This window comes from Burkholderia sp. 3C (assembly GCF_054589155.1).
Map to the genome: position 1 here is coordinate 125,377 of NZ_BAAILN010000159.1, position 21,941 is coordinate 147,317.

Genomic DNA, 21,941 nt, shown 5'->3' on the forward strand with positions numbered 1-21,941 from the left:
CGTCAGACGTCGGCGACGATCATAACCGCCCACCCGGCCCTCGGCGCAAGTCGCCCGGACAGCCTGTGGACCGGATGCAACAGCGTCGCAACGCCGCTTGCGACAAGGGCCGGCGGCCGGCCGCACCGACCGACGCGCGCCCTGCGCGACAGCGCTACAATCGCGCCATGAACGCACCCACCGAAACCGCCCTCGCCCCCGACGTCTACCGCCAGCGCCGTGCGCGCGTGCTCGCCGCGCTGCGCGCGACGGGCGGCGGCGTCGCGATCGTCCCCACCGCAGCCGAAGCGATGCGCAACCGCGACGCCGGCTATCCGTACCGTCACGACAGCTACTTCTATTACCTGACCGGCTTCACCGAACCCGACGCGCTGCTCGTGCTCGACGCGCGCGCGGCCAGCGGCGAACCGGAATCGATACTGTTCTGTCGTGCGAAGCATCCCGACCGCGAGATCTGGGAAGGCTTCCACTACGGCCCCGACGCCGCGCGCGAGACGTTCGGCTTCGACGCCGCGTTCGCCAACGACGTGCTCGATACCGAACTGCCGCGCCTGCTCGGCGACGCGGGCGCGGTGCACTACCGCTTCGGCGCATCGGCCGAGTTCGACCGGCAACTGGCCGGCTGGCTCGACGCCGTGCGCGCACGCAGCCGCGCCGGCGTGGCCGCGCCGGCCTCGGCCCACGATCTCACGCCGCTGCTCGACGAGATGCGCCTCGTCAAGGACGTTCACGAGCAGGCGATCATGCGCCGCGCCGGCGTGATTTCCGCGAGCGCGCACCGACGCGCGATGGCGGTCACGCGCCCCGGCATCCGCGAATACGAAATCGAGGCCGAACTGCTGCACGAATTCCGCCGCCACGGCTCGGCCGGGCCGGCCTACGGCTCGATCGTCGCGGCCGGCGCGAACGCCTGCGTGCTGCACTACCCGGCCGGCAACGCCGTGGCCCAGGACGGCGACCTGATCCTGATCGACGCGGCCTGCGAACTCGAAGGCTATGCCTCCGACATCACCCGCACGTTCCCCGCGAACGGCCGCTTCTCCGGCCCGCAGCGCGCGCTCTACGACATCGTGCTGGCCGCGCAGGAGGCGGCCGCCGCGGCCACGCGCCCCGGCGTGCCGTTCGAGGCGCCGCACGACGCGGCGGTGCGCGTGCTCGCGCAGGGCCTGCTCGACACCGGCATCGTGCCGAAGTCGCGCTTCGCGAGCGTCGACGACGTGATCGCCGAGCGCGCCTACTCGCGCTTCTACATGCATCGCACCGGCCACTGGCTCGGCATGGACGTGCACGATTGCGGCGACTACCGCGAGCGCGGCGCCGAACGCGACGCCCAGGGCGCGCTGCCGTGGCGCACGCTGCGCGCGGGCATGGCGCTGACCATCGAGCCGGGCCTCTACGTGCGCGCGGCCGACGACGTGCCGGCCGAATTCCACGACATCGGCATCCGCATCGAGGACGACGCGTTCGTCACCGCCGACGGCTGCGAGCTGATCACGCGCGACGTGCCGGTGGCCGCCGACGAGATCGAGGCGCTGATGCGCGACGCGCGGGGTGCGGCGGCTGTCGTACCCGTCGTACCCGTCGTAAGTTAAGCGCAGGCGAACCCGCACGATGACGCACGCTCCCGCTCCCACCGCCCCGTCCGACACGCCATTCGACGCCGATGTCGCCATCATCGGCGCCGGCCCGGTCGGCCTCGCCCTGGCCGGCTGGCTCGCGCGCCGCAGCGCGACGCAGGCGCTGTCGGTGGTGCTCGTCGATGCCCGCGACCCGTCGGCCAGCGCCGGCGACCCGCGCGCGATCGCCGTCTCGCACGGCAGCCGCGTGTTGCTCGGCGCACTCGGCTGGCCCGGCGACGCGACGCCGATCGAACACATCCATGTTTCGCAGCGCGGCCACTTCGGCCGCACGCTGATCGACCGCGAGGAACACGGCGTCGATGCGCTCGGCTACGTGGCGCGCTACGGCTCGCTGGTCGGCACGCTGGCGCGCGCGGTCCACGCCACGCCGGTGCAATGGCTGACCTCGACCACCGCGCGCGCGCCGCAACAGGATACCGACGGCGTGAGCGTCACGCTCGACACGCCCCAGGGCGAACGCGTACTGCGCGTGCGTACGCTCGTCAACGCCGAGGGCGGGCTGTTCCAGGACACCCCGCGCAACGGCGTGCGCGACGAGCGCCACCGCCGCGATTACGCGCAAACCGCCATCGTCGGCACCGTCAGCGTGGCCGCGCCGCAGCCGCACGTGGCCTGGGAACGCTTCACGCCCGAAGGCCCGCTCGCGCTGCTGCCGCTCGGCGGCCCGAACCAGGCCGACTACGCGCTCGTCTGGTGCTGCTCGCCGGACGAAGCCGCGCGCCGCGCCGCGCTGCCCGACGCGGCGTTTCTCGCCGAACTCGGCATCGCGTTCGGAACACGCATGGGCCGTTTCATGCAGATCGCCGGCCGCGCCGCGTTCCCGCTCGGGCTGGCCGCCGCGCCCACGCTGGTCAGCGGCCGCGTGGCGAGCGTCGGCAACGCCGCCCAAACCCTGCATCCGGTGGCGGGACAAGGGCTGAACCTCGGCCTGCGCGACGCGCACACGCTGGTCGACGCGCTGTCCGAACACGGCGCCACGCCGCTCGCGCTGGCCGCGTTCAACGGGCGCCGGGTGCTCGACCGGCGCCTGACGATCGGCGCGACCGATCTGCTGGCGCGGTTGTTTACGATCGAATCGCGCCCGCTCGCGGCGCTGCGCGGGGCCGCCCTGACCGCGCTCGAATTCGTGCCGCCGCTCAAGGCGGTGATCGCGCGTCAGATGATGTTCGGCCAGCGCCGCTGATCCCGCGCCGGTGCCCAGGTCGGGCGATATCGGCACGACATCAGGTCAACACCCGGGCAGCGGCCGGCCGGCGTGGTCGCCCGGCCCCACCGTGACACCGTCACCGGAATTTCACCGAAGCTTCATCTCGATTTGACGCTTGTCGACAATCGCGATCGCCCGGCCCCCCCGGCGCTTACGGTAAAATGCGCGTTTTCCCACCGTCCGATCGTTGCCCGCGCCCTCGCGCGGGCGCTGCCATTGCAATGCCCGTTCTCGGCTCTCACGTCCTGCGCAACAACCTGTTCGTCGCCCCCATGGCCGGCGTCACGGATCGCCCGTTCCGCCAGCTCTGCAAGCGGCTGGGCGCCGGCTACGCCGTGTCCGAGATGGTCGCGTCGAACGCGCAGCTCTGGAAAAGCGAGAAGACCATGCGCCGCGCCAACCACACGGGCGAGGTCGAACCGATCGCGGTGCAGATCGCCGGCGCCGATCCGGCGATGATGGCCGAGGCGGCCCGCTACAACGTGGCGAACGGCGCGCAGATCATCGACATCAACATGGGCTGCCCGGCCAAGAAGGTCTGCAACGTGGCGGCCGGTTCGGCGCTGCTGCAGAACGAACCGCTGGTGGTGCGGATCGTCTCGGCGGTGGTGGCGGCTGTGGGCACCGGCCCCGACGCGGTGCCGGTCACGCTGAAGATCCGCACCGGCTGGGATCGCGAGCACAAGAACGCGCTGACCATCGCGCGGCTCGCGCAGGACGCCGGCATCGCGATGCTGACCGTGCACGGCCGCACGCGCGCCGATCTCTACAAGGGCGACGCCGAATACGACACGATCGCCGCCGTGAAGGCCTCGGTGAAGATCCCGGTGGTGGCGAACGGCGACATTACCTCGCCGGCCAAGGCACGTGCCGTGCTCGACGCCACCGGCGCCGACGCGCTGATGATCGGTCGCGCCGCGCAAGGCCGCCCGTGGCTGTTCCGCGAAATCGAGCATTTCCTGCGAACCGGCGAAACCCTGCCGCCACCGAGCGTTGACGAGATCCAGCACCTGCTCAACGAGCACCTGGAAGATCATTACGCGTTCTACGGCGAATTTACCGGCGTACGTACTGCGCGCAAGCACATCGGCTGGTACACTCGCGGCCTTTCCGGCGCCAACGCGTTCCGGCACCGGATGAATACGCTCGATTCCACACGCGACCAGCTTGCCGCCGTCAACGATTATTTCGACGCGCAGCGCGCGCTGTCCGACCATCTCGTCTATGTCGACGACGGCGGCGCATCCGACCCTATTCAATAGCAGCATGAGCAAGCACAACATCGAACAATGTGTCCGCGACAGCCTGGACGTGTATTTCCGGGATCTCGACGGGTCCAATCCGCATGACGTCTACGACATGGTGATGTCGTGCGTCGAGAAGCCGATGCTTGAGGTCGTGCTCGAACAGGCGGGCGGCAACCAGTCGCTCGCCGCCGAGTACCTCGGCATCAACCGCAACACGCTGCGCAAGAAGCTGCAGCAGCACGGCCTGCTGTAAGGCCGTTGCACGACCGGCCGCTTCCGTCCCCCGTTTCCCTGGCTACTGGTGCTCCCCATCATGATCAAGCAAGCGCTCCTTTCCGTTTCCGATAAAACCGGCATCGTCGAATTCGCGACGGCCCTCTCGCAACAGGGCGTCAAGCTGCTGTCGACGGGCGGCACCGCGAAGCTGCTGGCCGACGCGGGCCTGCCCGTCACCGAAGTGGCCGACTACACCGGTTTCCCGGAAATGCTCGACGGGCGCGTGAAGACGCTGCACCCGAAGGTGCACGGCGGGATCCTGGCGCGCCGCGACCTGCCCGAACACATGCAGGCGCTCGACGCGCACGGCATCCCGACCATCGACCTGCTGGTGGTGAACCTGTACCCGTTCGTCGCGACCATCGCGAAGGACGACTGCACGCTGGCCGACGCGATCGAGAACATCGACATCGGCGGCCCGACCATGCTGCGCTCGGCCGCGAAGAACCACCGCGACGTGACCGTGATCGTCGATCCGGCCGACTACGCCGTGGTGCTCGACGAAATGAAGGCGAACGGCAACACGGTGGGCTACACCACCAACTTCCGCCTCGCCACCAAGGTGTTCGCGCACACCGCGCAATACGACGGCGCGATCACGAACTACCTGACGAGCCTGACCGAAGAGCTGCAGCACGCCACGCGCAAGCCGTACCCGGCCACGCTGAACCTGGCGTACGACAAGGTGCAGGACCTGCGCTACGGCGAGAACCCGCACCAGACGGCCGCGTTCTACCGCGACCTGACCACCCCGGCCGGCGCGCTGGCGAACTACCGCCAGTTGCAGGGCAAGGAACTGTCGTACAACAACATCGCCGATTCCGACGCGGCCTGGGAATGCGTGAAGACCTTCGACGCCCCGGCCTGCGTGATCATCAAGCACGCCAACCCGTGCGGCGTGGCGGTGGCCGCCAGCCCGGCCGAAGCCTATGCCAAGGCATTCCAGACCGATCCGACCTCGGCGTTCGGCGGCATCATCGCGTTCAACCGCGAAGTGGACGAAGCGACCGCGCAAGCGGTGGCCAAGCAGTTCGTCGAAGTGCTGATCGCCCCGTCGTTCTCGGAAGCGGCCAAGCAGGTGTTCGCGGCCAAGCAGAACGTCCGTCTGCTCGAAATCGCGCTCGGCGAAGGCTTCAATGCATTCGACCTGAAGCGCGTCGGCGGCGGGCTGCTGGTGCAGTCGCTCGACTCGCGCAACGTGCAACCCGAAGAACTGCGCGTGGTGACGAAGCGCCAGCCGACGCCGAAGGAACTCGACGATCTGCTGTTCGCCTGGCGCGTCGCGAAATTCGTCAAGTCGAACGCGATCGTGTTCTGCGGCAACGGCATGACGCTCGGCGTCGGCGCCGGCCAGATGAGCCGTGTGGATTCGGCCCGCATCGCCGGCATCAAGGCGCAGAACGCCGGCCTCACGCTGACCGGCTCGGCCGTGGCGTCGGATGCGTTCTTCCCGTTCCGCGATGGCCTCGACGTGGTGGTGGCCGCCGGCGCGACCGCGGTGATCCACCCGGGCGGCTCGATGCGCGACGACGAAGTGATCGCGGCAGCCGACGAACACGGCATCGCGATGGTGCTGACGGGCATCCGTCACTTCCGTCACTGATCACCCGCGCCGGCCACGGCGCTCGACAGGCGGCAAACCGGGGCGAGCGGGCAACCGCCACCGCCCCGCGAAACGGCGGCGCAGGCTTTCCTCGCCGCCGTTTTTCATGGCGCGACGTGGTGCGAACCGCGCCCGCCGTTGCCCAACCCACGCGGTGATCGTTGTACCATCGGCGCATTCCGCTGATTTCCCCTGCGCTCCTCACCCGCTTTCCCACCCGCTCTTCATGCGTATCATCGGCATCGACCCCGGCCTGCGCGTCACCGGCTTCGGCGTGATCGACGTGCACGGCAGCAAGCTCGCCTACGTGGCGAGCGGCGTGATCCGTACCCCGTCCGCCGCCGATCTCTCGGTGCGCCTCGGCGTGATCTTCGACGGCGTATCCACGCTCGTGCGCGAACATGCGCCGGACCAGGCCTCGATCGAGAAAGTGTTCGTCAACGTCAATCCGCAATCCACCCTGCTGCTCGGCCAAGCCCGCGGCGCGGCGATCTGCGGGCTGGTGGCCGGTGCGCTGCCGGTGGCCGAATACACCCCGACGCAACTGAAGCAGGCCATCGTCGGCTACGGCCGCGCCACCAAGGAGCAGATGCAGCAGATGGTGGTGCGCCTGCTCGCGCTGTCGGGCCTGCCCGGCACCGACGCGGCCGATGCGCTCGGCGTGGCGATCTGCCATGCACACGGCGGCGGCACGCTCGAAGCGCTCGGCGGCCTCGCCCCTTCGCTGGTCAAGAAGGGCTTTCGCGTGCGGCGCGGCCGGCTGGTGGGCTGAGGCGGGCGCGGGCGCCTGCGCTTCCCTCTCACACTTCACGCCTGCGGCGCGATCAGCGCGAGCTTCGGGAAATAGGTGCGATAGCGGCCGATATCCCGCGTCAGCAGTTGCACGCCGAGCACGCTGGCGTGGGCACCGATGAAAAAATCGGGCAGCACGCCGACCTTCGCGCCGGCCGTGCGCCGGTATCGCCCGAACGCCTTGCCGGCCAGGAACAGCGCGGCACGCGGCATCGGTTCGATGCGCAGCCCGGCCCTCGCCACGAACGCATCGAGCGCCTCGATGCGCGCATACCCCACGCCAAGTTCCGCATAAACGACCTCGTTGATCGACAGCGGCCCGTGCAGCGAAGCGGCTTCGAGCTGATGCTGGGACCAGCCGGCCCAGACCGGATCGTCGGTCGCCAGATCGAGCAGCACGTTGGTGTCGACGAAGATCATGCGTCGTCGCCTCGCGTGAGGGCGAGGATCTCGTCGGTGCTCATCGGCGCCTCGAGCGAGCCGCGCAGCTCGGCAAAACGCGAGGCCGGCGCGCCGCCGTCCGCCCGCTGCACCGTCACGCGGCCATCGCTCTCCATCCGAAAATCCACCTCCATGCCCGGCACGAGGCCGAGGCGCTCGCGCACGGCCTTCGGAATCGTCACCTGCCCCTTCACGGTCATCGTCGACATCGTCGCTCCCGAGTAATACCTGAAATCGAGAGCGTAATACTTCAACTCCGGAGCGACAAGCGACACGATGTCGGCCGGTTCGCGTCGCACGGCGTGGCGTGCGCTACACTCGCGCTTTCGGTCCTTCGTTGTCCTCGCCATGATCGGTCGCATTGCCGGCACCCTCCTCGAAAAAAACCCACCCCACCTGCTGGTCGACTGCAACGGCGTCGGCTACGAGCTCGACGTGCCGATGAGCACGTTCTACAACCTGCCGAACACGGGCGAGCGCGTGGTGCTGCTCACGCAGATGATCGTGCGCGAGGATGCCCACCTGCTGTACGGCTTCCTCACGCCGCAGGAACGCACCACGTTCCGCGAGCTGCTGAAGATCACCGGCATCGGCGCGCGCATGGCGCTCGCGGTGCTGTCCGGCATGAGCGTGCAGGAGCTCTCGCAGGTCGTGACGATGCAGGACACCGCGCGCCTCACGCGCCTGCCCGGCATCGGCAAGAAAACCGCCGAACGCCTGCTGCTCGAACTGAAGGGCAAGCTCGGCGCGGACCTCGGCGAACTGGCCGGCCAGGCCTCGCAATCGGACCACGCCGCGGACATCCTCAACGCGCTGATCTCGCTCGGCTATTCCGAGAAGGAAGCGCTGGCCGCGATCAAGAACGTGCCGGCCGGCACCGGCGTGTCCGAGGGCATCAAGATCTCGCTGAAGGCGCTCTCGAAGGCCTGATCACCGGCCGGCGGCAGCCCGTGGCCGGCCTGGCACCACCACGATCTCATGCCGCGCCCGGCCGCGCGAGTCGGCCGTTCGGCCGATTCTTCGGCGCGGGGCCGCGCGGTACAATGCGCGCATGATCGAAACCGACAAACTCGCCGGCGAGCGCATCATCGCCGCCACGCCCGCCTCGTCGCACGAGGAGGCGTTCGAACGTGCGCTGCGGCCGCGCCAGCTTGACGAATACGTCGGCCAGGAAAAGGTGCGCGGCCAGCTCGAAATCTTCATCGAAGCCGCCAAGCGCCGCGCCGAAGCGCTCGATCACGTGCTGCTGTTCGGGCCGCCGGGCCTCGGCAAGACCACGCTCGCGCACATCATCGCGCGCGAGATGGGCGTGAACCTGCGGCAAACCTCCGGCCCGGTGCTGGAACGCCCGGGCGATCTCGCCGCGCTGCTGACCAACCTCGAAGCGAACGACGTGCTGTTCATCGACGAAATCCACCGGCTCTCGCCGGTCGTCGAGGAAATCCTGTATCCGGCGCTCGAGGATTACCAGATCGACATCATGATCGGCGAGGGGCCCGCCGCGCGCAGCGTCAAGCTCGATCTGCAGCCGTTCACGCTGGTCGGCGCCACCACCCGCGCCGGCATGCTGACCAACCCGCTGCGCGACCGCTTCGGGATCGTCGCGCGGCTCGAGTTCTACGATGCGGGCCAGTTGTCGCGGATCGTCCAGCGCTCGGCCTCGCTGCTCAATGCGCGCATCGATCCGAACGGCGCGTTCGAGATCGCGCGGCGCTCGCGCGGCACGCCGCGGGTCGCCAACCGCCTGCTGCGCCGCGTGCGCGATTACGCCGAGGTGAAGGCCGACGGCGCGATCACCGCCGAGGTGGCCGATGCGGCGCTGGCGATGCTCGATGTCGATCCGGTCGGCTTCGACGTGATGGACCGCAAGCTGCTCGAAGCGATCCTGCACAAGTTCGACGGCGGCCCGGTCGGCGTCGACAACCTCGCCGCCGCGATCGGCGAGGAGCGCGACACCATCGAGGACGTGCTCGAGCCTTACCTGATCCAGCAGGGCTTCCTTCAACGCACGCCGCGCGGGCGCGTCGCCACGCTGCTGACCTACCGCCACTTCGGCCTGCCGGTGCCCGAGTCGGGCAACGACACCACGCCGCGCTAGCTCGCGGCACCCAGCCATGTCGCGGCCACCACCGGATCGGGATCGCAAGCAGGCGCCTTCCGCGCAGGCCGCGCCTTCGTCCGGCGGCCTCGCCGGGTTGCTGCGCGCGCGGCTCGCGGCCGGCGTCACGATGCTGACCTCGGGCGGCGGCGGGCCGTCGATCGATTATTCGTCGCCGCCGGGCGACCCCGGCCTGTTCGGCCCCGACGCCGTGTGCTGGCGGGTGCACGCCGATTTCACCTCGATGATGGCGGGCGGCATCGCCGCGCTGCTGTTGCAGGCGCTGCATCCGCTCGCGCTGGCGGGCGTCTGGGATCACTCCTCGTTTCGTACCGACATTCTCGGCCGGCTGCGCCGCACCGCCACGTTCGTGGCCGGCACCACGTTCGCGAGCCGCGCCGATGCGCTGCACCTGATCGAGCGCGTCAAGACCATTCACGACGGCGTGACCGGCACCGCCCCCGACGGCCGGCCCTACCGCGCCAGCGATCCCGCGCTGCTGACCTGGGTGCATGTGGCCGAGGTGTCGAGCTTCCTGGCCGGATACCTGCGTTACGTGAATCCGGCGCTCACCGGTGAGGAGCAGGACCGCTACTACGCCGAAACCTCGCGCATCGCCGTGATGCTCGGGGCGGCCGACGTGCCGTGTTCGCGCGCGGAAATCGCCGCCTATCTCGAACGGATGCGCGGCGAGCTGGTGGCCAGCGAGCGCACCCATGAAGTGATCCGCGTGCTGCGCGAGGCGCCGGTGCCGCGCGCGGTGATGCGCCCGGCGTCCGCCATGCTGTTCCACGCGGGCGTGGATCTGCTGCCCGACTGGGCGCAACAGCAGCTCGGCCTCGCGGCCCTCGCACCGATGCGGCGAATGGTTGCCATCCCCGGCGTGCGGCTCATGGGGCCGGTGATGCGCTGGGCGCTCGTCAACGGTGCGTCGAAGCGTTCGCGGCGCCGGGCCGCGGCGGCCCCGGCCCCGGCATCGGCCCCGGCATCGGCCCCGGCATCTGCCCCGGCATCGGCATCGGCATCGGAGTCAGTATCAGCGCCGAAGTCGGCACCGACAGCGCCCGCAACAGCCGAATCCGCGCCGCCGCGCCAGCAAACCGAACCACCTCGCACGACCGTAGCCCCTCAATCCGCCCCGCACCGCACCCCGGCCGTCGACGAATAACGCCGCTCGTTCAACGCCCGACCGCCCTCGCTTTCACGGCCAGACACCGCCGCTCCACCGCCTCGCCCGCCTCATCGATTTGTCATATTTCAAATCGCTGTCACATCCCGTCGGCAAGCTTGCGCCTTTTCTTGCATCTGCCTTCCAACTCTTACCGATTGCTACCCCGATGATTCCTTCGCTCCACCGAATCGCGCTGGCCGCCTCGTTCTCGTCGCTGATCGCGCTTGCCGCGTGCGGTGGCGACGGCACGTTGGCCTCGTCCTCGCTCGCCACCTCGCCGGCGCCGGCTTCCTCGACGCCCACGACCGCCCCGGGCAAATGGGCCGCGGCCGTGCCCGGCGACATCCTCGACGTCGCGCTGAGCGACCTGCACCCGAGCCAGGACGCGCTCGGCTACGACCAGATCTATTACAAGCTCGGCCGCTACGAACTCGATCCGACCAAGAAGTTCGACGACTTCTGCGCCGACGAAGGCCTCGGCGGCCTCGTCTCGGGCAGCTCGACCCCCACCTCGAAGCTGACCGACGCCACCACCTACACCTGCACCACCACCGACCCGACCAAGCGCGACACCACCGTGCTGAACCCGGTCGTGATCGGCCCGAACGGCAGCACGCTCTACCTGACCGACGGCCACCACGGCCTGTCGACCTACTACGAAACGACCGACGGCGGCCCCGCGCTGCACGTCCACGTGCTGGTCAAGGCGAACTTCAGCAGCTACGCCGGCAGCACGTTCTGGTCGATGATGCAGACCGGCGGCTTCACGCGCCTGAAGGACGCCAACGGCGCGGCCATCACGCCGGACAAGCTGCCCACCGCACTCGGCCTGACGCACGGCATGCAGAACGATGTCTACCGCTCGCTCGTCTACTTCACGCGCGACATCGGCTACAGCAAACCGACGCCGTCGACCGACTTCCTGGAATTCTTCTGGGCCGACTGGCTGCGCGCCAACTTCCCGCTGTCGGGCTACACGCTGACCAAGCTCGGCACGGTCAGCCCCGATCCGGCCACGGCCGATACCGGCTACCTGAACGCCACCTGGAACGCGTCGATGAAGATGGTCGCCACCACCGATCCGGTGATCGACGGCAAGACGGGCGCCGAACTCGGCCGCCTCGCCCAGATCAATATCGGCAAGGCCTATACGAAGGGCAATTTCGGCGATCTCAGCGCGGCGATCACCGCCTCGAAGCCGGGCAAGCTCGCCTACGCACTCGACTACAAGTCGCGCCACAACATCCAGTAAGCCGTCTCGGCCCGCCGGCCAACGCACCATGACGCCGCCCGCACGAGCGAGGCGGCGAAAAAAAAGCCTCGCGAATGCGAGGCTTTTTTCTGGGCTGGCGGGCACGGCGTTACATCACCTTGCGATAGCCGTCGTCCTCGCTCTCGCCACCGAGATGATCGACATCGGCCCAACGGACGATGCGCGGCGCGTTGCCGTCGAACTCCACCACGTTGATGCTGGTGTTCAGCAGCGCGTACTGGCGCGGCGCGTCGAGCGGCAGCGAAATCGCCCACCGATAGACGCAATCGAGCACGCCGCCATGCGCCACCACGGCGATCCGGCCGCCCGGATGCGCCGCCACGATCGGTTCGAGCGCATGCAGCACGCGGTGGTAGAACGCGCGCTGCGATTCGCCGCCGGCCGGCTCGAAACCGGGGTCGCGCGTCTGCCATTGGGCATGGGCATCGGGAAACTTCTCGGCGATCTCGGCGCTGTCGTGGCCCTGGAACGCACCGTAGTTGCGCTCGCGCAGCCCTTCGTTCAGCACCACCGGCAAGCCGAGTGCGTCGGCGAACGGCTGCGCCGTCTGGCGCGCGCGTTGCAGGTCGCTCGAATAGATCGCGTCGAGCCGCTGGCCTTCGCGGGCCTCGCGCGCGAGCCGTTCGGCCAGTTGCGCCGCCTGCTCGACGCCGCTTTCCGCGAGCGGAATGTCGATATGGCCCTGGATGCGCTTGATGCGGTTCCACGGGGTTTCGCCGTGGCGAATGAAGAGGATTTGCGTGGTGGTCATCGTGTGGCGAAGCGAGAGAAGGGCCGGCGGCCGCACGGCATCACGACGGACGCACCTGCAGCCAGAACGTGACGGGCCCATCGTTGACGAGCGATACCTGCATGTCCGCGCCGAACTCGCCGGTCTCGACGACCGGATGGCGCGCGCGTGCCGCATCGACGAAATGGGAGAACAGCCGGGCGCCTTCATCGGGCGGCGCGGCCGGCGTGAAGCTCGGCCGCATCCCGCTTTGCGTGTCGGCCGCCAGCGTGAACTGCGAGACCAGCAGCAGGCCGCCGGCGCGGCCTTCGCCGTCGAGGTTGGTGACGGGCAGGTTCATCTTGCCGGCCGCATCGCTGAACACGCGGTAGCCGAGCACCTTGGCGAGCAGCTTGTCGGCCACCGCCTCGGTGTCGCCGCGCTCGGCGCACACCAGCGCGAGCAGGCCCGCGCCGATTTCGCCGGTGACGCGCTCGCCCACCCGCACGTCGGCGCGCTTCACGCGCTGGATCAGCGCGATCATGCGCCGAGCGTCACGCGCGCGAAGCGGCGCTTGCCGACCTGCACGACGTATTCGCCGGCTTCGATCTTCACGCCCTTGTCGGACACGGTGGCGCCGTCGATCTTCACGCCGCCCTGCTCGATGTTGCGCAGCGCTTCGCTGGTGGACGGCACGAGGCCGGCCTGCTTGAGCAACTGGCCGATCGCGAGCGGCGCACCGGTCAGCACGACCGACGGAATGTCGTCGGGCACACCGCCCTTGGCGCGGTGGTTGAAATCTTCCAGCGCGCGTTCGGCATCGGCCTGCGAGTGGAAGCGCGCGACGATTTCCTGCGCGAGCAGCACCTTGAAATCGCGCGGGTTGCGGCCGCCCTCGATCTCGGCCTTGAACTTCTCGATCTCGCCCAACGGACGGAACGACAGCAGTTCGAAGTAACGCCACATCAGCACGTCGGAAATGCTCATCAGCTTGCCGAACATGTCGTTGGGCTTCTCGCTGATGCCGATGTAGTTGTGCTTCGACTTCGACATCTTCTCGACGCCGTCGAGGCCTTCGAGCAGCGGCATCGTCAAAATGCACTGCTGTTCCTGGCCGTATTGCTTCTGCAGTTCGCGACCGACCAGCAGGTTGAACTTCTGGTCGGTGCCGCCGAGCTCCAGGTCCGCGTTGAGCGCGACCGAATCGTAGCCCTGCATCAGCGGGTACAGGAATTCATGGATCGAGATCGGCACGCCACCTTGGAAGCGCTTGGTGAAATCCTCGCGCTCGATCATGCGCGCGACCGTGTAGCGCGATGCCAGCTTGATCAGGCCGTCCGAGCCGAGCGGCAGGCACCATTCGCTGTTGTAGCGAATTTCGGTTTTTTCGCGGTCGAGCACCAGCGCGGCCTGCTCGAAGTAGGTCTTCGCGTTGTGCTCGATCTGCTCGCGCGTGAGCGGCGGACGCGTGGCGTTGCGGCCCGACGGATCGCCGATCAGCGACGTGAAATCGCCGATCAGGAAGATCACCGTGTGGCCGAGATCCTGGAGCTGACGCATCTTGTTCAGCACCACGGTGTGGCCGATGTGGATGTCGGGGGCGGTCGGATCGAGGCCCAGCTTGATTCGCAGCGGCGTGCCGCTGGCTTCGCTGCGCGCGAGCTTCTGCGCGAACTCGTCCTCGATCAGCAGTTCGTCGACGCCGCGTTTCGTGATCGCGAGCGCTTCGCGCACGCCGTCGGTGATCGGGAGCGCGGGCTTCGTTTGGGGATCGTGGCTCATCGGTGCAAGAAAGAGGAAAGTCGAAAAAAGAAGGATTTTCCCATAACTCGCGGGCGGACCGGTATCGCTTAACGGCGCGGCGGCTTGCGCGGATAATCGGGGCACCGCGGCGCGGGCATGTTGCCCGCGTGCGCGACGACAGAACAGGAGCGAAACCGTGGCGCCCAATCCCACGCAGTCCGGCCAGCGCGCCGGCACGCACGACGCCGATCCGGCCGATGGCGTCTACTTCGGCCTGATGTCGGGCACCAGCATGGACGGCTGCGACGGCATCGCCGTGCGCTTTCAGGCCGGCTCGGCGCCCGAGGTGCTGGCCGAGGCCTTCGTCGGCTTCGACGGTGCGCTGCGCGAGGCGCTGTTCGCGCTGCAGCAGCCCGGCGACAACGAGATCGAACGCGAATCGCTGGCCGCCAACGCGCTGGCCACGCGCTACGCGGTGTGCTGCCACGAATTGCAGCGCGCCGCGCATCTCTCGCCCGATGCGGTGCGCGCGATCGGCGTGCACGGCCAGACGGTGCGCCACCGTCCCGAGCGCGGTTACACACGCCAGATCAACAACCCGGCGCTGCTCGCCGAGTTGACGCGCGTGGACGTGATCGCCGATTTCCGCAGCCGCGACATCGCGGCCGGCGGCCAGGGCGCGCCGCTCGCGCCGGCGTTTCACGCCACCGTGTTCGGCGCGGCCGACGAAACGCGGGTGGTCTGCAACCTCGGCGGCATCAGCAACATCACGATCCTGCCGGCCGAGGGCGCGCATCATGGCGCCGGCGTGCGCGGCTTCGACTGCGGCCCGGCCAACGCGCTGCTCGATGCCTGGGCGCTGCGCCATCTCGGCAAGCCGTTCGACGAGGGCGGCCAGTTCGCCGCGCGCGGCACGGTCGACACCGCGCTGCTGGCGGCCCTGCTCGCCGAGCCGTATTTCGACCTGCCGCCGCCGAAAAGCACCGGCCGCGACCTGTTCAATCCCGATTGGCTGCACGCGCGGCTGCAGGCGTTCGCGCAAGTCTCGCCCGAGGACGTGCAGGCCACGCTGACCACGCTCACGGCCGTGACGATCGCGCGCGAAATCGGCCGACATGCACCGGATTGCCGCGATGTTTATGTCTGCGGCGGCGGCGCCCGCAATCCGGCGTTGATGCAGGCGCTTGCCGACGCGCTGGCCAAGGCCGGCGTGGCAGCGGCCGTCGACACCACGGCCGCGCTCGGCGTGCCGCCGCAGCAGGTCGAGGCGATCGCGTTCGCCTGGCTCGCGTGGCGCTTCACGGCCCGCGAACCCGGCAACATCGCCGGCGTGACGGGCGCGGCCGGCGAGCGCGTGCTCGGCGCGTTGTATCCGCGCTGAATCGGGGGCAGCGCTTCAGGCAGCCCGCGCACTCGAAACGCCGGAAACGACAAAACCCCCACGCACGCGTGGGGGTTTTTCATGGCACCAACGGCAAGCGCCCCAATCGGGCGCCCGCTGAAACGCCTAGGCGCTCAGACCGAGAACGACGAGCCGCAACCGCAGGTGGTCGTGGCGTTCGGGTTCTTGATCACGAACTGCGCGCCGTTCAGGTCGTCCTTGTAGTCGATTTCTGCGCCGACCAGGTACTGGTAGCTCATCGAATCGACCAGCAGTTGGACGCCGTTCTTGACCAGCACGGAGTCGTCTTCGTTGACTTCTTCGTCGAACGTGAAGCCGTACTGGAAGCCCGAGCAGCCGCCGCCTTGCACGAACACGCGCAGCTTCAGTTCGGGATTGCCTTCTTCGTCGATCAGTTGCTTGACTTTGTCGGCCGCCGAGTCGGTGAAGACGAACGGGGTCGGCATTTCGGTGGCGGTGCTTACCGCGGATTCAGTGACAGCGTTCATGACGAACTCTCCAAAAAGCACTAGCCGCTATTGTAGGGCTGTTCCGAAGATCGTGCCGAAGTCCACGAAATCAAGCGGGACATGCGCATCGCGCACCGGCGGGATCGGATCGATACGGGTCGCGCCCCGATTCCACGGGAATCGAAGCGCGCATAAAAAAACCGCCAGTCGAGGACTGGCGGTTTTCGTCGGCGGCATCGCCCGAGGGCGACGAGCCGGAAGCGCTTAACGCTTCGAGAACTGCTTTGCGCGACGTGCCTTGCGCAGACCCATCTTCTTACGCTCGACTTCACGCGCATCGCGCGTCACGAAGCCGGCGGTCGACAGTTGCGGCTTGAGCGTTGCATCGTAGTCGATCAGCGCGCGGGTGATGCCGTGACGCACTGCGCCTGCCTGACCCGTTTCGCCGCCGCCCGTCACGTTCACCTTGATGTCGAACGTTTGGCCGTGGCTCGTGAGCTCCAGCGGTTGGCGCACGATCATCAGCGACGTTTCGCGCGAGAAGTAGTCGGCGATGGGCTTGCCGTTGACAATGATGTCGCCCTTGCCTGCCTTGATGAAGACACGTGCAACGGCGCTCTTGCGGCGGCCCGTACCGTAATTCCAGTTACCGATCATGTGGGTCTCCTTAGAACTCGAGCGCCTGCGGCTGTTGGGCCGAGTGCGGATGCGTCGCTTCTGCGTAGACCTTGAGCTTCTTGATCATCGCGTAACCGAGCGGGCCCTTGGGCAGCATGCCCTTGACCGCCTTCTCGAGCGCACGGCCCGGGAAGCGTTCTTGCATCTTGCCGAACGTCGTTTCATAGATACCGCCCGGGTAGCCCGAGTGGCGGTAGTACTTCTTGTCCAGCGTCTTGTTGCCCGTGACTTTCAACTTGCTCGCGTTGATGACGATGATGAAATCACCGGTGTCGACGTGCGGAGTGAACTCAGGCTTGTGCTTGCCGCGCAGACGGCGTGCCACTTCGCTGGCAACACGGCCGAGAACCTTATCCGTCGCGTCAATCACGTACCATTCGCGCGTCACCTCATGGGCTTTTGCGGAAAACGTCTTCATGATCGATCCAAAAATAATGACTGCTGCCCTTGTTTTTTTCCTGCTTGGATTTGGTTGCGCTCTGGGCGCTGTGCAGGCTCTCCCTGATTCTTCTCCGCGGGCATGAATGCGGAAAACCGAGAATTATAAAGGAAATTTTGGCAAGCGGACAAACAAATCGACGATTGTCGACGCAGCCCTGAGCGATCGGCAGGCGGTGCGCCGCGATCCACGAAAAAAAGCCCGAACCGTCGTTCGGGCTGAATCCACCTTTGGAGAAGGGTGGAGGAGACATAAGGGGATTGCCGCAGCGCGGCAATCAATGGTCTGAATGATAGGAAGCCCGTCGCTGAAATTCAAGTCAATCCATATGGTAAAAACATATACCATCATGCGAAATTTCCATATCGATGCGTCGGCTGCCGCTCGGCCCCATTGAAATCAGTCACTTAGCCGCTATCTGCCGGGCATGAAAGCCCCGGAACGCGCGGCAACTTGCCCGTCCCGGCACCCTGGTGGAGCGGCCGCACGCGCGACCATCTCCTCCGATTCTTTCCATTCCCGCACTGCATCAGCCGACAGTTGCCACGCGGGCTACAATGCCGGTTCGCAATCGAAGCCGGAAAGACGGGAGCACACGCATGGAATGCAAAGTTAGCTGGATGGGCCAGGAAGGCATGGCGTTCGTCGCCGAGACGGGCAGCGGCCACCTCGTGACGATGGATGGCGCGCCGGAAGGCGGCGGCCACAACCTCGCCGCCCGCCCGATGGAAATGGTGTTGCTCGGCACCGGCGGCTGCACCGCATACGACGTCGTGCTGATCCTGAAGAAAAGCCGCCAGGAAGTGACGGGCTGCTCGGTCACGCTGAAGGCCGAACGCGCCAGCGAGGATCCGAAGGTGTTCACCAAGATCCACTTCCACTTCACCGTCACGGGCCGCAACCTGAACCCGGCCACGGTCGAGCGCGCGATCAACCTGTCGCACGACAAATACTGCTCGGCCTCGATCATGATCGCCAAGACGGCCGAACTGACGCACGGTTTCGATATCGTCGCCGGTTGAGGCAGGCTTTCGGGCGCGGCGAGCGCCCATGAAAAAAGGCCGGCACCCTTCGGGGGCGCCGGCCTTTTTGCTTGAATCGGGGCAAAGCGGGCCGATAAGCCGGATTCTGTGCGTCGTGCGCGCAGGACGCGCACGACGTGGCAGCCATTCCTCTAGGCGCGCCATTGCTGACGCGCTCAAGCTTCCTACCCGCAGACGAGACGGGGGCACCGTCCTGCATCTCGAAGATGCGCGCCTGCCTACTTGGAATTGCTCCGGGTGGAGGTTACCGTGCCGGCGTACGTCGCCGCAGCCGCGGTGCGCTCTTACCGCACCGTTTCACCCTTACCTGATCCCGGCTTGCGCCGGGCCATCGGCGGTCTGTTCTCTGTTGCCCTGTTCCGCGTGTCGCCACGGATGGCCGTTAGCCATCACCCTGCCCTGGCGGAGTCCGGACTTTCCTCGCCCCGCGCGGCCGAAACCGCGCAGGCCGCGACTGCCTGGCCCACTTTGCGACGCGGATTCTAGCATCCGCGCCGCCGCACCGCGAGCCGCATGGCGCGGAAACCGCCTGCGGGCATCGATGCAATCGAGATGGAATCGGAATGGGACCGACCAACAAACGGGGATCGAATCGCAATCGATCGACGCCACGCCGGATTACGCCACGGCCCGCCGCCCCGCGCGAAACACCTGCGCGTCGTCGTAGAAGCCCGCATCGGCATTGGCCGGCCACCAGCCCGGCACACCGAGCACCGGCAGCGGCGCGAACCCGCGGCTCGACGGCAGCCGCGCGTCGAAGCCGGCCGCCACGTGCGCATCGAGCCAGCCTCGCCGCGCGCCTTCGTCCCAGTCGAAGAACGCCGGCGGCGCCTCGACGATCCACGCATGCGCCGTGCACGCCTTGTACGGCTGCACGAGCTTTTCGAGCAACGCATGCCCGACCAGCCGCAATTCGCAGGCGCGCCCCCAGGCGGCGCGGTTCTCGACGAACAGCGCCTGCCAGCCGAAGTCGCGCAGCGCGGCGCCGAGCGCCGGATCGGCGGTGACGAACAGCGCGCCGTTCTCGTCGAGCAAGGTGAGCGCGTCGCGCACGCCGCCGCGCTCGCCGCCCACGCCGAGCGCATCGATGGCGGCCGACTGGCGTGCGTTGATCGCCGCCTTGATCCGCGGATACGCGAACCAGACGAGCGCATTGAAGAAATCGTGGAGATTGTGGCGAGTGGGCACGCCGCCGGTGGCGGCGATCTGCGTTTCGTAGGCGACGCCGGCCGGCAGCCCGGCCTGCTCGATGAAATGCAGCGGATGGCCGCGCCCGGTGGTCAGGCCAGCCGCGGTAGCGTCATCGCCGAGCGCCGCGAGCCAGGCGGCTTCGCCGGCCAGCGCCGCGGCCTGCCAGCGCGGGCCGCGCGCCGCGAACGGCGCGAGCCACGGCGCGGCCCAGTCGATCGAATCGAATCCGGCCGCGCGCGGGCCGCCGGCCGCCGATGTCACGCGAGACGCCAGCCGATCGATTCGCCACCGCGCAGCGGCACCACCGAGGTGTCGCCCGCTTCCACCGTGGCCGGCAGTTGCCAGGTGTCACGCAGCAGCGTGACGGTGTCGGTGGCGCGCGGCAGGCCGTAGAAATCGGCGCCGAAGAAGCTCGCGAAGCCTTCGAGCTTGTCGAGTGCGCCGACCTGATCGAACGCCTCGGCATACAGTTCGAGCGCATGCAGCGCCGTATAGCAGCCCGCGCAGCCGCAGGCGGCTTCCTTCGCGTCCTTCTCGTGCGGCGCGCTGTCGGTGCCGAGGAAGAAGCGCGCGTTGCCCGAGGTGGCGGCTTCGACCAGCGCGACGCGGTGCGTCTCGCGCTTGAGCACCGGCAGGCAGTAGTAATGCGGACGAATCCCGCCGGTAAAGATGGCGTTGCGGTTGTAGAGCAGGTGATGCGCCGTGATCGTCGCGCCGAGCGTGCCCGGTGCGGCATCGGCGTCGCGCACGTAGTCAGCCGCGTCCTTGGTGGTGATGTGCTCGAACACCACCTTCAGCGCCGGGAAATCGCGGCGCAGCGGCGTCATCACGCGGTCGATGAAGACCTTCTCGCGATCGAACAGATCGATATCGGCATTGGTCACCTCCCCGTGCACGAGCAGCGGCATGCCCACGTCCTGCATCGCCTCGAGCGCGCTCGCGCATTTGCGCAGGTCGGTCACGCCCGCATCCGAATTGGTGGTGGCGCCGGCCGGATACAGCTTCACGCCGTGCACGAAGCCGCTCGCCTTGGCGCGGCGGATCTCGTCGCCGGGCGTGTTGTCGGTCAGGTAGAGCGTCATCAGCGGCTCGAACGTCATGCCGGCCGGCAGCACGGCCAGGATGCGCGCGCGATAGGCTTCGGCCTGCGCCGTGGTGGTCACGGGCGGCTTCAGGTTCGGCATGATGATCGCGCGGCCGAACTGGCGCGCGGTGTGCGGCAGCACGGCCGCCAGCATCGCGCCGTCGCGCACGTGAAGGTGCCAATCGTCGGGACGGGCGAGAGTCAGCGAGGAGACGGGAGCGGAGGCGGCGTTCTGGGCGGTCATGGCGTCGTAGGGGTAAGGCGGGCAACCAGCAGCGAGATGGCTGCTGCAGCCGCGCCCCGCGGCGCCAAGTGACGGAAAACCGCAACACGATGTCGTGTGCGCGCGGTTCCGCTTTTGGCCGCCCGGGGCTGGGTGTATGCTTGAAACCACTATTGTACCGGTTCCGCCCGGTGTCCCTACCCGCCAGACCTGCCGCAACATCTATGTGCCAACTCTTCGGAATGAACTGCGCCGAGCCGACGGACGTGACCTTCTCGTTTACCGGTTTCGCGGCCCGCGGCGGGCTGACGGATCATCACGCGGACGGTTGGGGCATCGCCTTCTTCGAAGATAAAGCCTGCCGCCTGTTCCTCGATCACCAGTCGTCGGCCACCTCGCCGATCGCCGAAATGGTGAAGCGCTATCCGATCAAGTCGAAGAACACGATCGCCCATATCCGCAAGGCCACGCAAGGCGCCATCCTGCTCGAGAACAGCCATCCGTTCATGCGCGAGCTGTGGGGGCGCCACTGGATCTTCGCGCATAACGGCGACCTGCCCGGCTATGCGCCCGAACTGAGCGACGGCGTGTATCAACCGGTCGGCACGACCGACAGCGAACAGGCGTTCTGCATGCTGATGCAGGGCCTGCGCGACACGTTCCCCGGCGCGCAGCCGCCGCTGCCCGAACTGTTCGAGCGGCTCGCCGAGCTGACCGAGGCGATCACCGCCTACGGCGTGTTCAACTTCCTGCTGTCGAACGGCCAGGCGCTGTTCGCGCACTGCTCGACGCGGCTGCACTATCTCGTGCGCCGCTGGCCGTTCTCCACCGCGCACCTGATCGACGAGGATCTCTCGATCGATTTCGCGAAGTACACCACGCCCGAGGATCGCGTCGCCGTGATCGCCACCCAGCCGCTGACCGACGACGAAGTCTGGACCGCGTTCGAGCCGGGCGAACTGATGATGTTCCAGTGCGGCGACGTGGCCGCGCAAACGCGCGTGAAGGTGCCCGAAATCGTGCTCGAGAAGCTGCGCAATCCGTCGCTCGATCCATCGTCCTCGCAAAACTGCCGCCGCACCGCCGCCACCGCCGGCGACACCACGCTCGCCGCGGCAGCCGCTGCGATGGCCACCGGCGACGATCCCGTCGATTTCTGAGGCGGCGCACGCAACACATTCCCTGCTGCAATGAAAAACGCCCGGCGCGATGCCGGGCGTTTTTCATTGGAA

Annotated in this window: 24 protein-coding genes and 1 other RNA gene; 13 read left to right on the forward strand and 12 right to left on the reverse strand. The window is 67.8% G+C overall.

Annotated features, from left to right (window positions below):
* The first annotated feature begins 74 nt into the window (after nucleotides 1-74).
* The 6 genes from ACYP33_RS34595 (at nucleotide 75) to ruvC (ending at nucleotide 6,745) form a co-directional block, all read left to right on the forward strand.
* The gene (locus tag ACYP33_RS34595; protein ID WP_459625589.1) at nucleotides 75-1,592 is read left to right on the forward strand and encodes an aminopeptidase P N-terminal domain-containing protein; all 1,518 of its coding nucleotides are present in this window, start codon (nucleotides 75-77) and stop codon (nucleotides 1,590-1,592) included.
* A 19-nt stretch (nucleotides 1,593-1,611) separates the two neighbouring features.
* A complete protein-coding gene (locus ACYP33_RS34600; protein WP_459625570.1) occupies nucleotides 1,612-2,823 on the forward strand; it encodes a UbiH/UbiF/VisC/COQ6 family ubiquinone biosynthesis hydroxylase in 1,212 nt (403 codons plus the stop codon).
* A 245-nt stretch (nucleotides 2,824-3,068) separates the two neighbouring features.
* Nucleotides 3,069-4,109, forward strand: coding sequence for a tRNA dihydrouridine synthase DusB (dusB, locus tag ACYP33_RS34605; protein ID WP_414443942.1), 1,041 nt, complete (start codon nucleotides 3,069-3,071; stop codon nucleotides 4,107-4,109).
* Nucleotides 4,110-4,113: 4 nt separating this feature from the next.
* Nucleotides 4,114-4,347 (forward strand): Fis family transcriptional regulator, encoded by a 234-nt coding sequence (locus ACYP33_RS34610; RefSeq protein WP_013696668.1) that lies wholly within the window; start codon nucleotides 4,114-4,116, stop codon nucleotides 4,345-4,347.
* Nucleotides 4,348-4,407: 60 nt separating this feature from the next.
* On the forward strand, nucleotides 4,408-5,973 hold the full coding sequence (gene purH, locus ACYP33_RS34615; RefSeq protein WP_459625572.1) for a bifunctional phosphoribosylaminoimidazolecarboxamide formyltransferase/IMP cyclohydrolase: 1,566 nt from the start codon (nucleotides 4,408-4,410) through the stop codon (nucleotides 5,971-5,973).
* Nucleotides 5,974-6,199: 226 nt separating this feature from the next.
* On the forward strand, nucleotides 6,200-6,745 hold the full coding sequence (gene ruvC, locus ACYP33_RS34620) for a crossover junction endodeoxyribonuclease RuvC (protein WP_414443940.1): 546 nt from the start codon (nucleotides 6,200-6,202) through the stop codon (nucleotides 6,743-6,745).
* Between the two features lie 35 nt (nucleotides 6,746-6,780).
* Here ruvC and ACYP33_RS34625 read toward each other — a convergent pair whose 3' ends face one another.
* Both ACYP33_RS34625 and ACYP33_RS34630 read right to left on the reverse strand, forming a co-directional pair.
* Nucleotides 6,781-7,185: a type II toxin-antitoxin system VapC family toxin gene (locus ACYP33_RS34625; protein WP_459625573.1), complete on the reverse strand. Its 405-nt coding sequence runs from the start codon at nucleotides 7,183-7,185 to the stop codon at nucleotides 6,781-6,783.
* A complete protein-coding gene (locus ACYP33_RS34630; protein ID WP_459625574.1) occupies nucleotides 7,182-7,415 on the reverse strand; it encodes an AbrB/MazE/SpoVT family DNA-binding domain-containing protein in 234 nt (77 codons plus the stop codon). Before ACYP33_RS34630 ends, ACYP33_RS34625 begins: the two co-directional genes overlap by 4 nt.
* 139 nt (nucleotides 7,416-7,554) lie before the next feature.
* On the opposite strand from ACYP33_RS34630, the gene ruvA reads away from it, so the two are divergent.
* The 4 genes from ruvA (at nucleotide 7,555) to ACYP33_RS34650 (ending at nucleotide 11,727) form a co-directional block, all read left to right on the forward strand.
* Nucleotides 7,555-8,136 (forward strand): Holliday junction branch migration protein RuvA, encoded by a 582-nt coding sequence (gene ruvA / locus ACYP33_RS34635; RefSeq protein WP_414450340.1) that lies wholly within the window; start codon nucleotides 7,555-7,557, stop codon nucleotides 8,134-8,136.
* Between the two features lie 121 nt (nucleotides 8,137-8,257).
* Nucleotides 8,258-9,304, forward strand: coding sequence for a Holliday junction branch migration DNA helicase RuvB (gene ruvB / locus ACYP33_RS34640; protein WP_414443936.1), 1,047 nt, complete (start codon nucleotides 8,258-8,260; stop codon nucleotides 9,302-9,304).
* 16 nt (nucleotides 9,305-9,320) lie between these two features.
* Complete coding sequence (locus ACYP33_RS34645) at nucleotides 9,321-10,472, forward strand: oxygenase MpaB family protein (protein ID WP_459625575.1); 1,152 nt, start codon at nucleotides 9,321-9,323, stop codon at nucleotides 10,470-10,472.
* A 169-nt stretch (nucleotides 10,473-10,641) separates the two neighbouring features.
* On the forward strand, nucleotides 10,642-11,727 hold the full coding sequence (locus ACYP33_RS34650; protein WP_459625576.1) for a ParB/Srx family N-terminal domain-containing protein: 1,086 nt from the start codon (nucleotides 10,642-10,644) through the stop codon (nucleotides 11,725-11,727).
* Between the two features lie 109 nt (nucleotides 11,728-11,836).
* Here ACYP33_RS34650 and ACYP33_RS34655 read toward each other — a convergent pair whose 3' ends face one another.
* The 3 genes from ACYP33_RS34655 to tyrS are packed head-to-tail and all read right to left on the reverse strand — an operon-like array spanning nucleotide 11,837 to nucleotide 14,239.
* Nucleotides 11,837-12,499, reverse strand: a complete 663-nt coding sequence (locus ACYP33_RS34655; protein WP_414443934.1) for a histidine phosphatase family protein — start codon at nucleotides 12,497-12,499, stop codon at nucleotides 11,837-11,839.
* A gap of 40 nt (nucleotides 12,500-12,539) precedes the next feature.
* The gene (dtd, locus tag ACYP33_RS34660; protein WP_414443933.1) at nucleotides 12,540-13,001 is read right to left on the reverse strand and encodes a D-aminoacyl-tRNA deacylase; all 462 of its coding nucleotides are present in this window, start codon (nucleotides 12,999-13,001) and stop codon (nucleotides 12,540-12,542) included.
* A complete protein-coding gene (tyrS, locus tag ACYP33_RS34665; protein ID WP_414450344.1) occupies nucleotides 12,998-14,239 on the reverse strand; it encodes a tyrosine--tRNA ligase in 1,242 nt (413 codons plus the stop codon). Before tyrS ends, dtd begins: the two co-directional genes overlap by 4 nt.
* 157 nt (nucleotides 14,240-14,396) lie before the next feature.
* On the opposite strand from tyrS, the gene ACYP33_RS34670 reads away from it, so the two are divergent.
* Nucleotides 14,397-15,581, forward strand: coding sequence for an anhydro-N-acetylmuramic acid kinase (locus tag ACYP33_RS34670; RefSeq protein ID WP_459625577.1), 1,185 nt, complete (start codon nucleotides 14,397-14,399; stop codon nucleotides 15,579-15,581).
* 134 nt (nucleotides 15,582-15,715) lie between these two features.
* Here ACYP33_RS34670 and erpA read toward each other — a convergent pair whose 3' ends face one another.
* The 4 genes from erpA to ACYP33_RS34690 form a co-directional block, all read right to left on the reverse strand.
* A complete protein-coding gene (gene erpA / locus ACYP33_RS34675) occupies nucleotides 15,716-16,090 on the reverse strand; it encodes an iron-sulfur cluster insertion protein ErpA (protein ID WP_206129224.1) in 375 nt (124 codons plus the stop codon).
* A gap of 225 nt (nucleotides 16,091-16,315) precedes the next feature.
* Nucleotides 16,316-16,708 (reverse strand): 30S ribosomal protein S9, encoded by a 393-nt coding sequence (gene rpsI, locus ACYP33_RS34680; RefSeq protein ID WP_414443930.1) that lies wholly within the window; start codon nucleotides 16,706-16,708, stop codon nucleotides 16,316-16,318.
* A 10-nt stretch (nucleotides 16,709-16,718) separates the two neighbouring features.
* A complete protein-coding gene (gene rplM, locus ACYP33_RS34685; RefSeq protein WP_414443929.1) occupies nucleotides 16,719-17,147 on the reverse strand; it encodes a 50S ribosomal protein L13 in 429 nt (142 codons plus the stop codon).
* Nucleotides 17,119-17,421 (reverse strand): hypothetical protein, encoded by a 303-nt coding sequence (locus ACYP33_RS34690; protein WP_459625578.1) that lies wholly within the window; start codon nucleotides 17,419-17,421, stop codon nucleotides 17,119-17,121. The genes rplM and ACYP33_RS34690 overlap by 29 nt, the downstream gene beginning before the upstream one ends.
* 346 nt (nucleotides 17,422-17,767) lie before the next feature.
* Here ACYP33_RS34690 and ACYP33_RS34695 point away from each other — a divergent pair, with 346 nt between their 5' ends.
* Nucleotides 17,768-18,190, forward strand: coding sequence for an OsmC family protein (locus tag ACYP33_RS34695; protein WP_414443927.1), 423 nt, complete (start codon nucleotides 17,768-17,770; stop codon nucleotides 18,188-18,190).
* Nucleotides 18,191-18,269: 79 nt separating this feature from the next.
* Here ACYP33_RS34695 and rnpB read toward each other — a convergent pair.
* The 3 genes from rnpB to pyrC form a co-directional block, all read right to left on the reverse strand.
* Nucleotides 18,270-18,681, reverse strand: an RNA gene (gene rnpB, locus ACYP33_RS34700) — RNase P RNA component class A.
* A 148-nt stretch (nucleotides 18,682-18,829) separates the two neighbouring features.
* Nucleotides 18,830-19,663 carry a DUF3025 domain-containing protein gene (locus ACYP33_RS34705; RefSeq protein WP_414450346.1) on the reverse strand — a complete coding sequence of 278 codons (834 nt, stop codon included), beginning with the start codon at nucleotides 19,661-19,663 and terminating at the stop codon, nucleotides 18,830-18,832.
* Nucleotides 19,660-20,730, reverse strand: a complete 1,071-nt coding sequence (gene pyrC, locus ACYP33_RS34710) for a dihydroorotase (RefSeq protein ID WP_459625580.1) — start codon at nucleotides 20,728-20,730, stop codon at nucleotides 19,660-19,662. Before pyrC ends, ACYP33_RS34705 begins: the two co-directional genes overlap by 4 nt.
* 203 nt (nucleotides 20,731-20,933) lie before the next feature.
* Here pyrC and ACYP33_RS34715 point away from each other — a divergent pair, with 203 nt between their 5' ends.
* Complete coding sequence (locus tag ACYP33_RS34715; RefSeq protein ID WP_414443925.1) at nucleotides 20,934-21,869, forward strand: class II glutamine amidotransferase; 936 nt, start codon at nucleotides 20,934-20,936, stop codon at nucleotides 21,867-21,869.
* Nucleotides 21,870-21,941 lie beyond the last annotated feature (72 nt).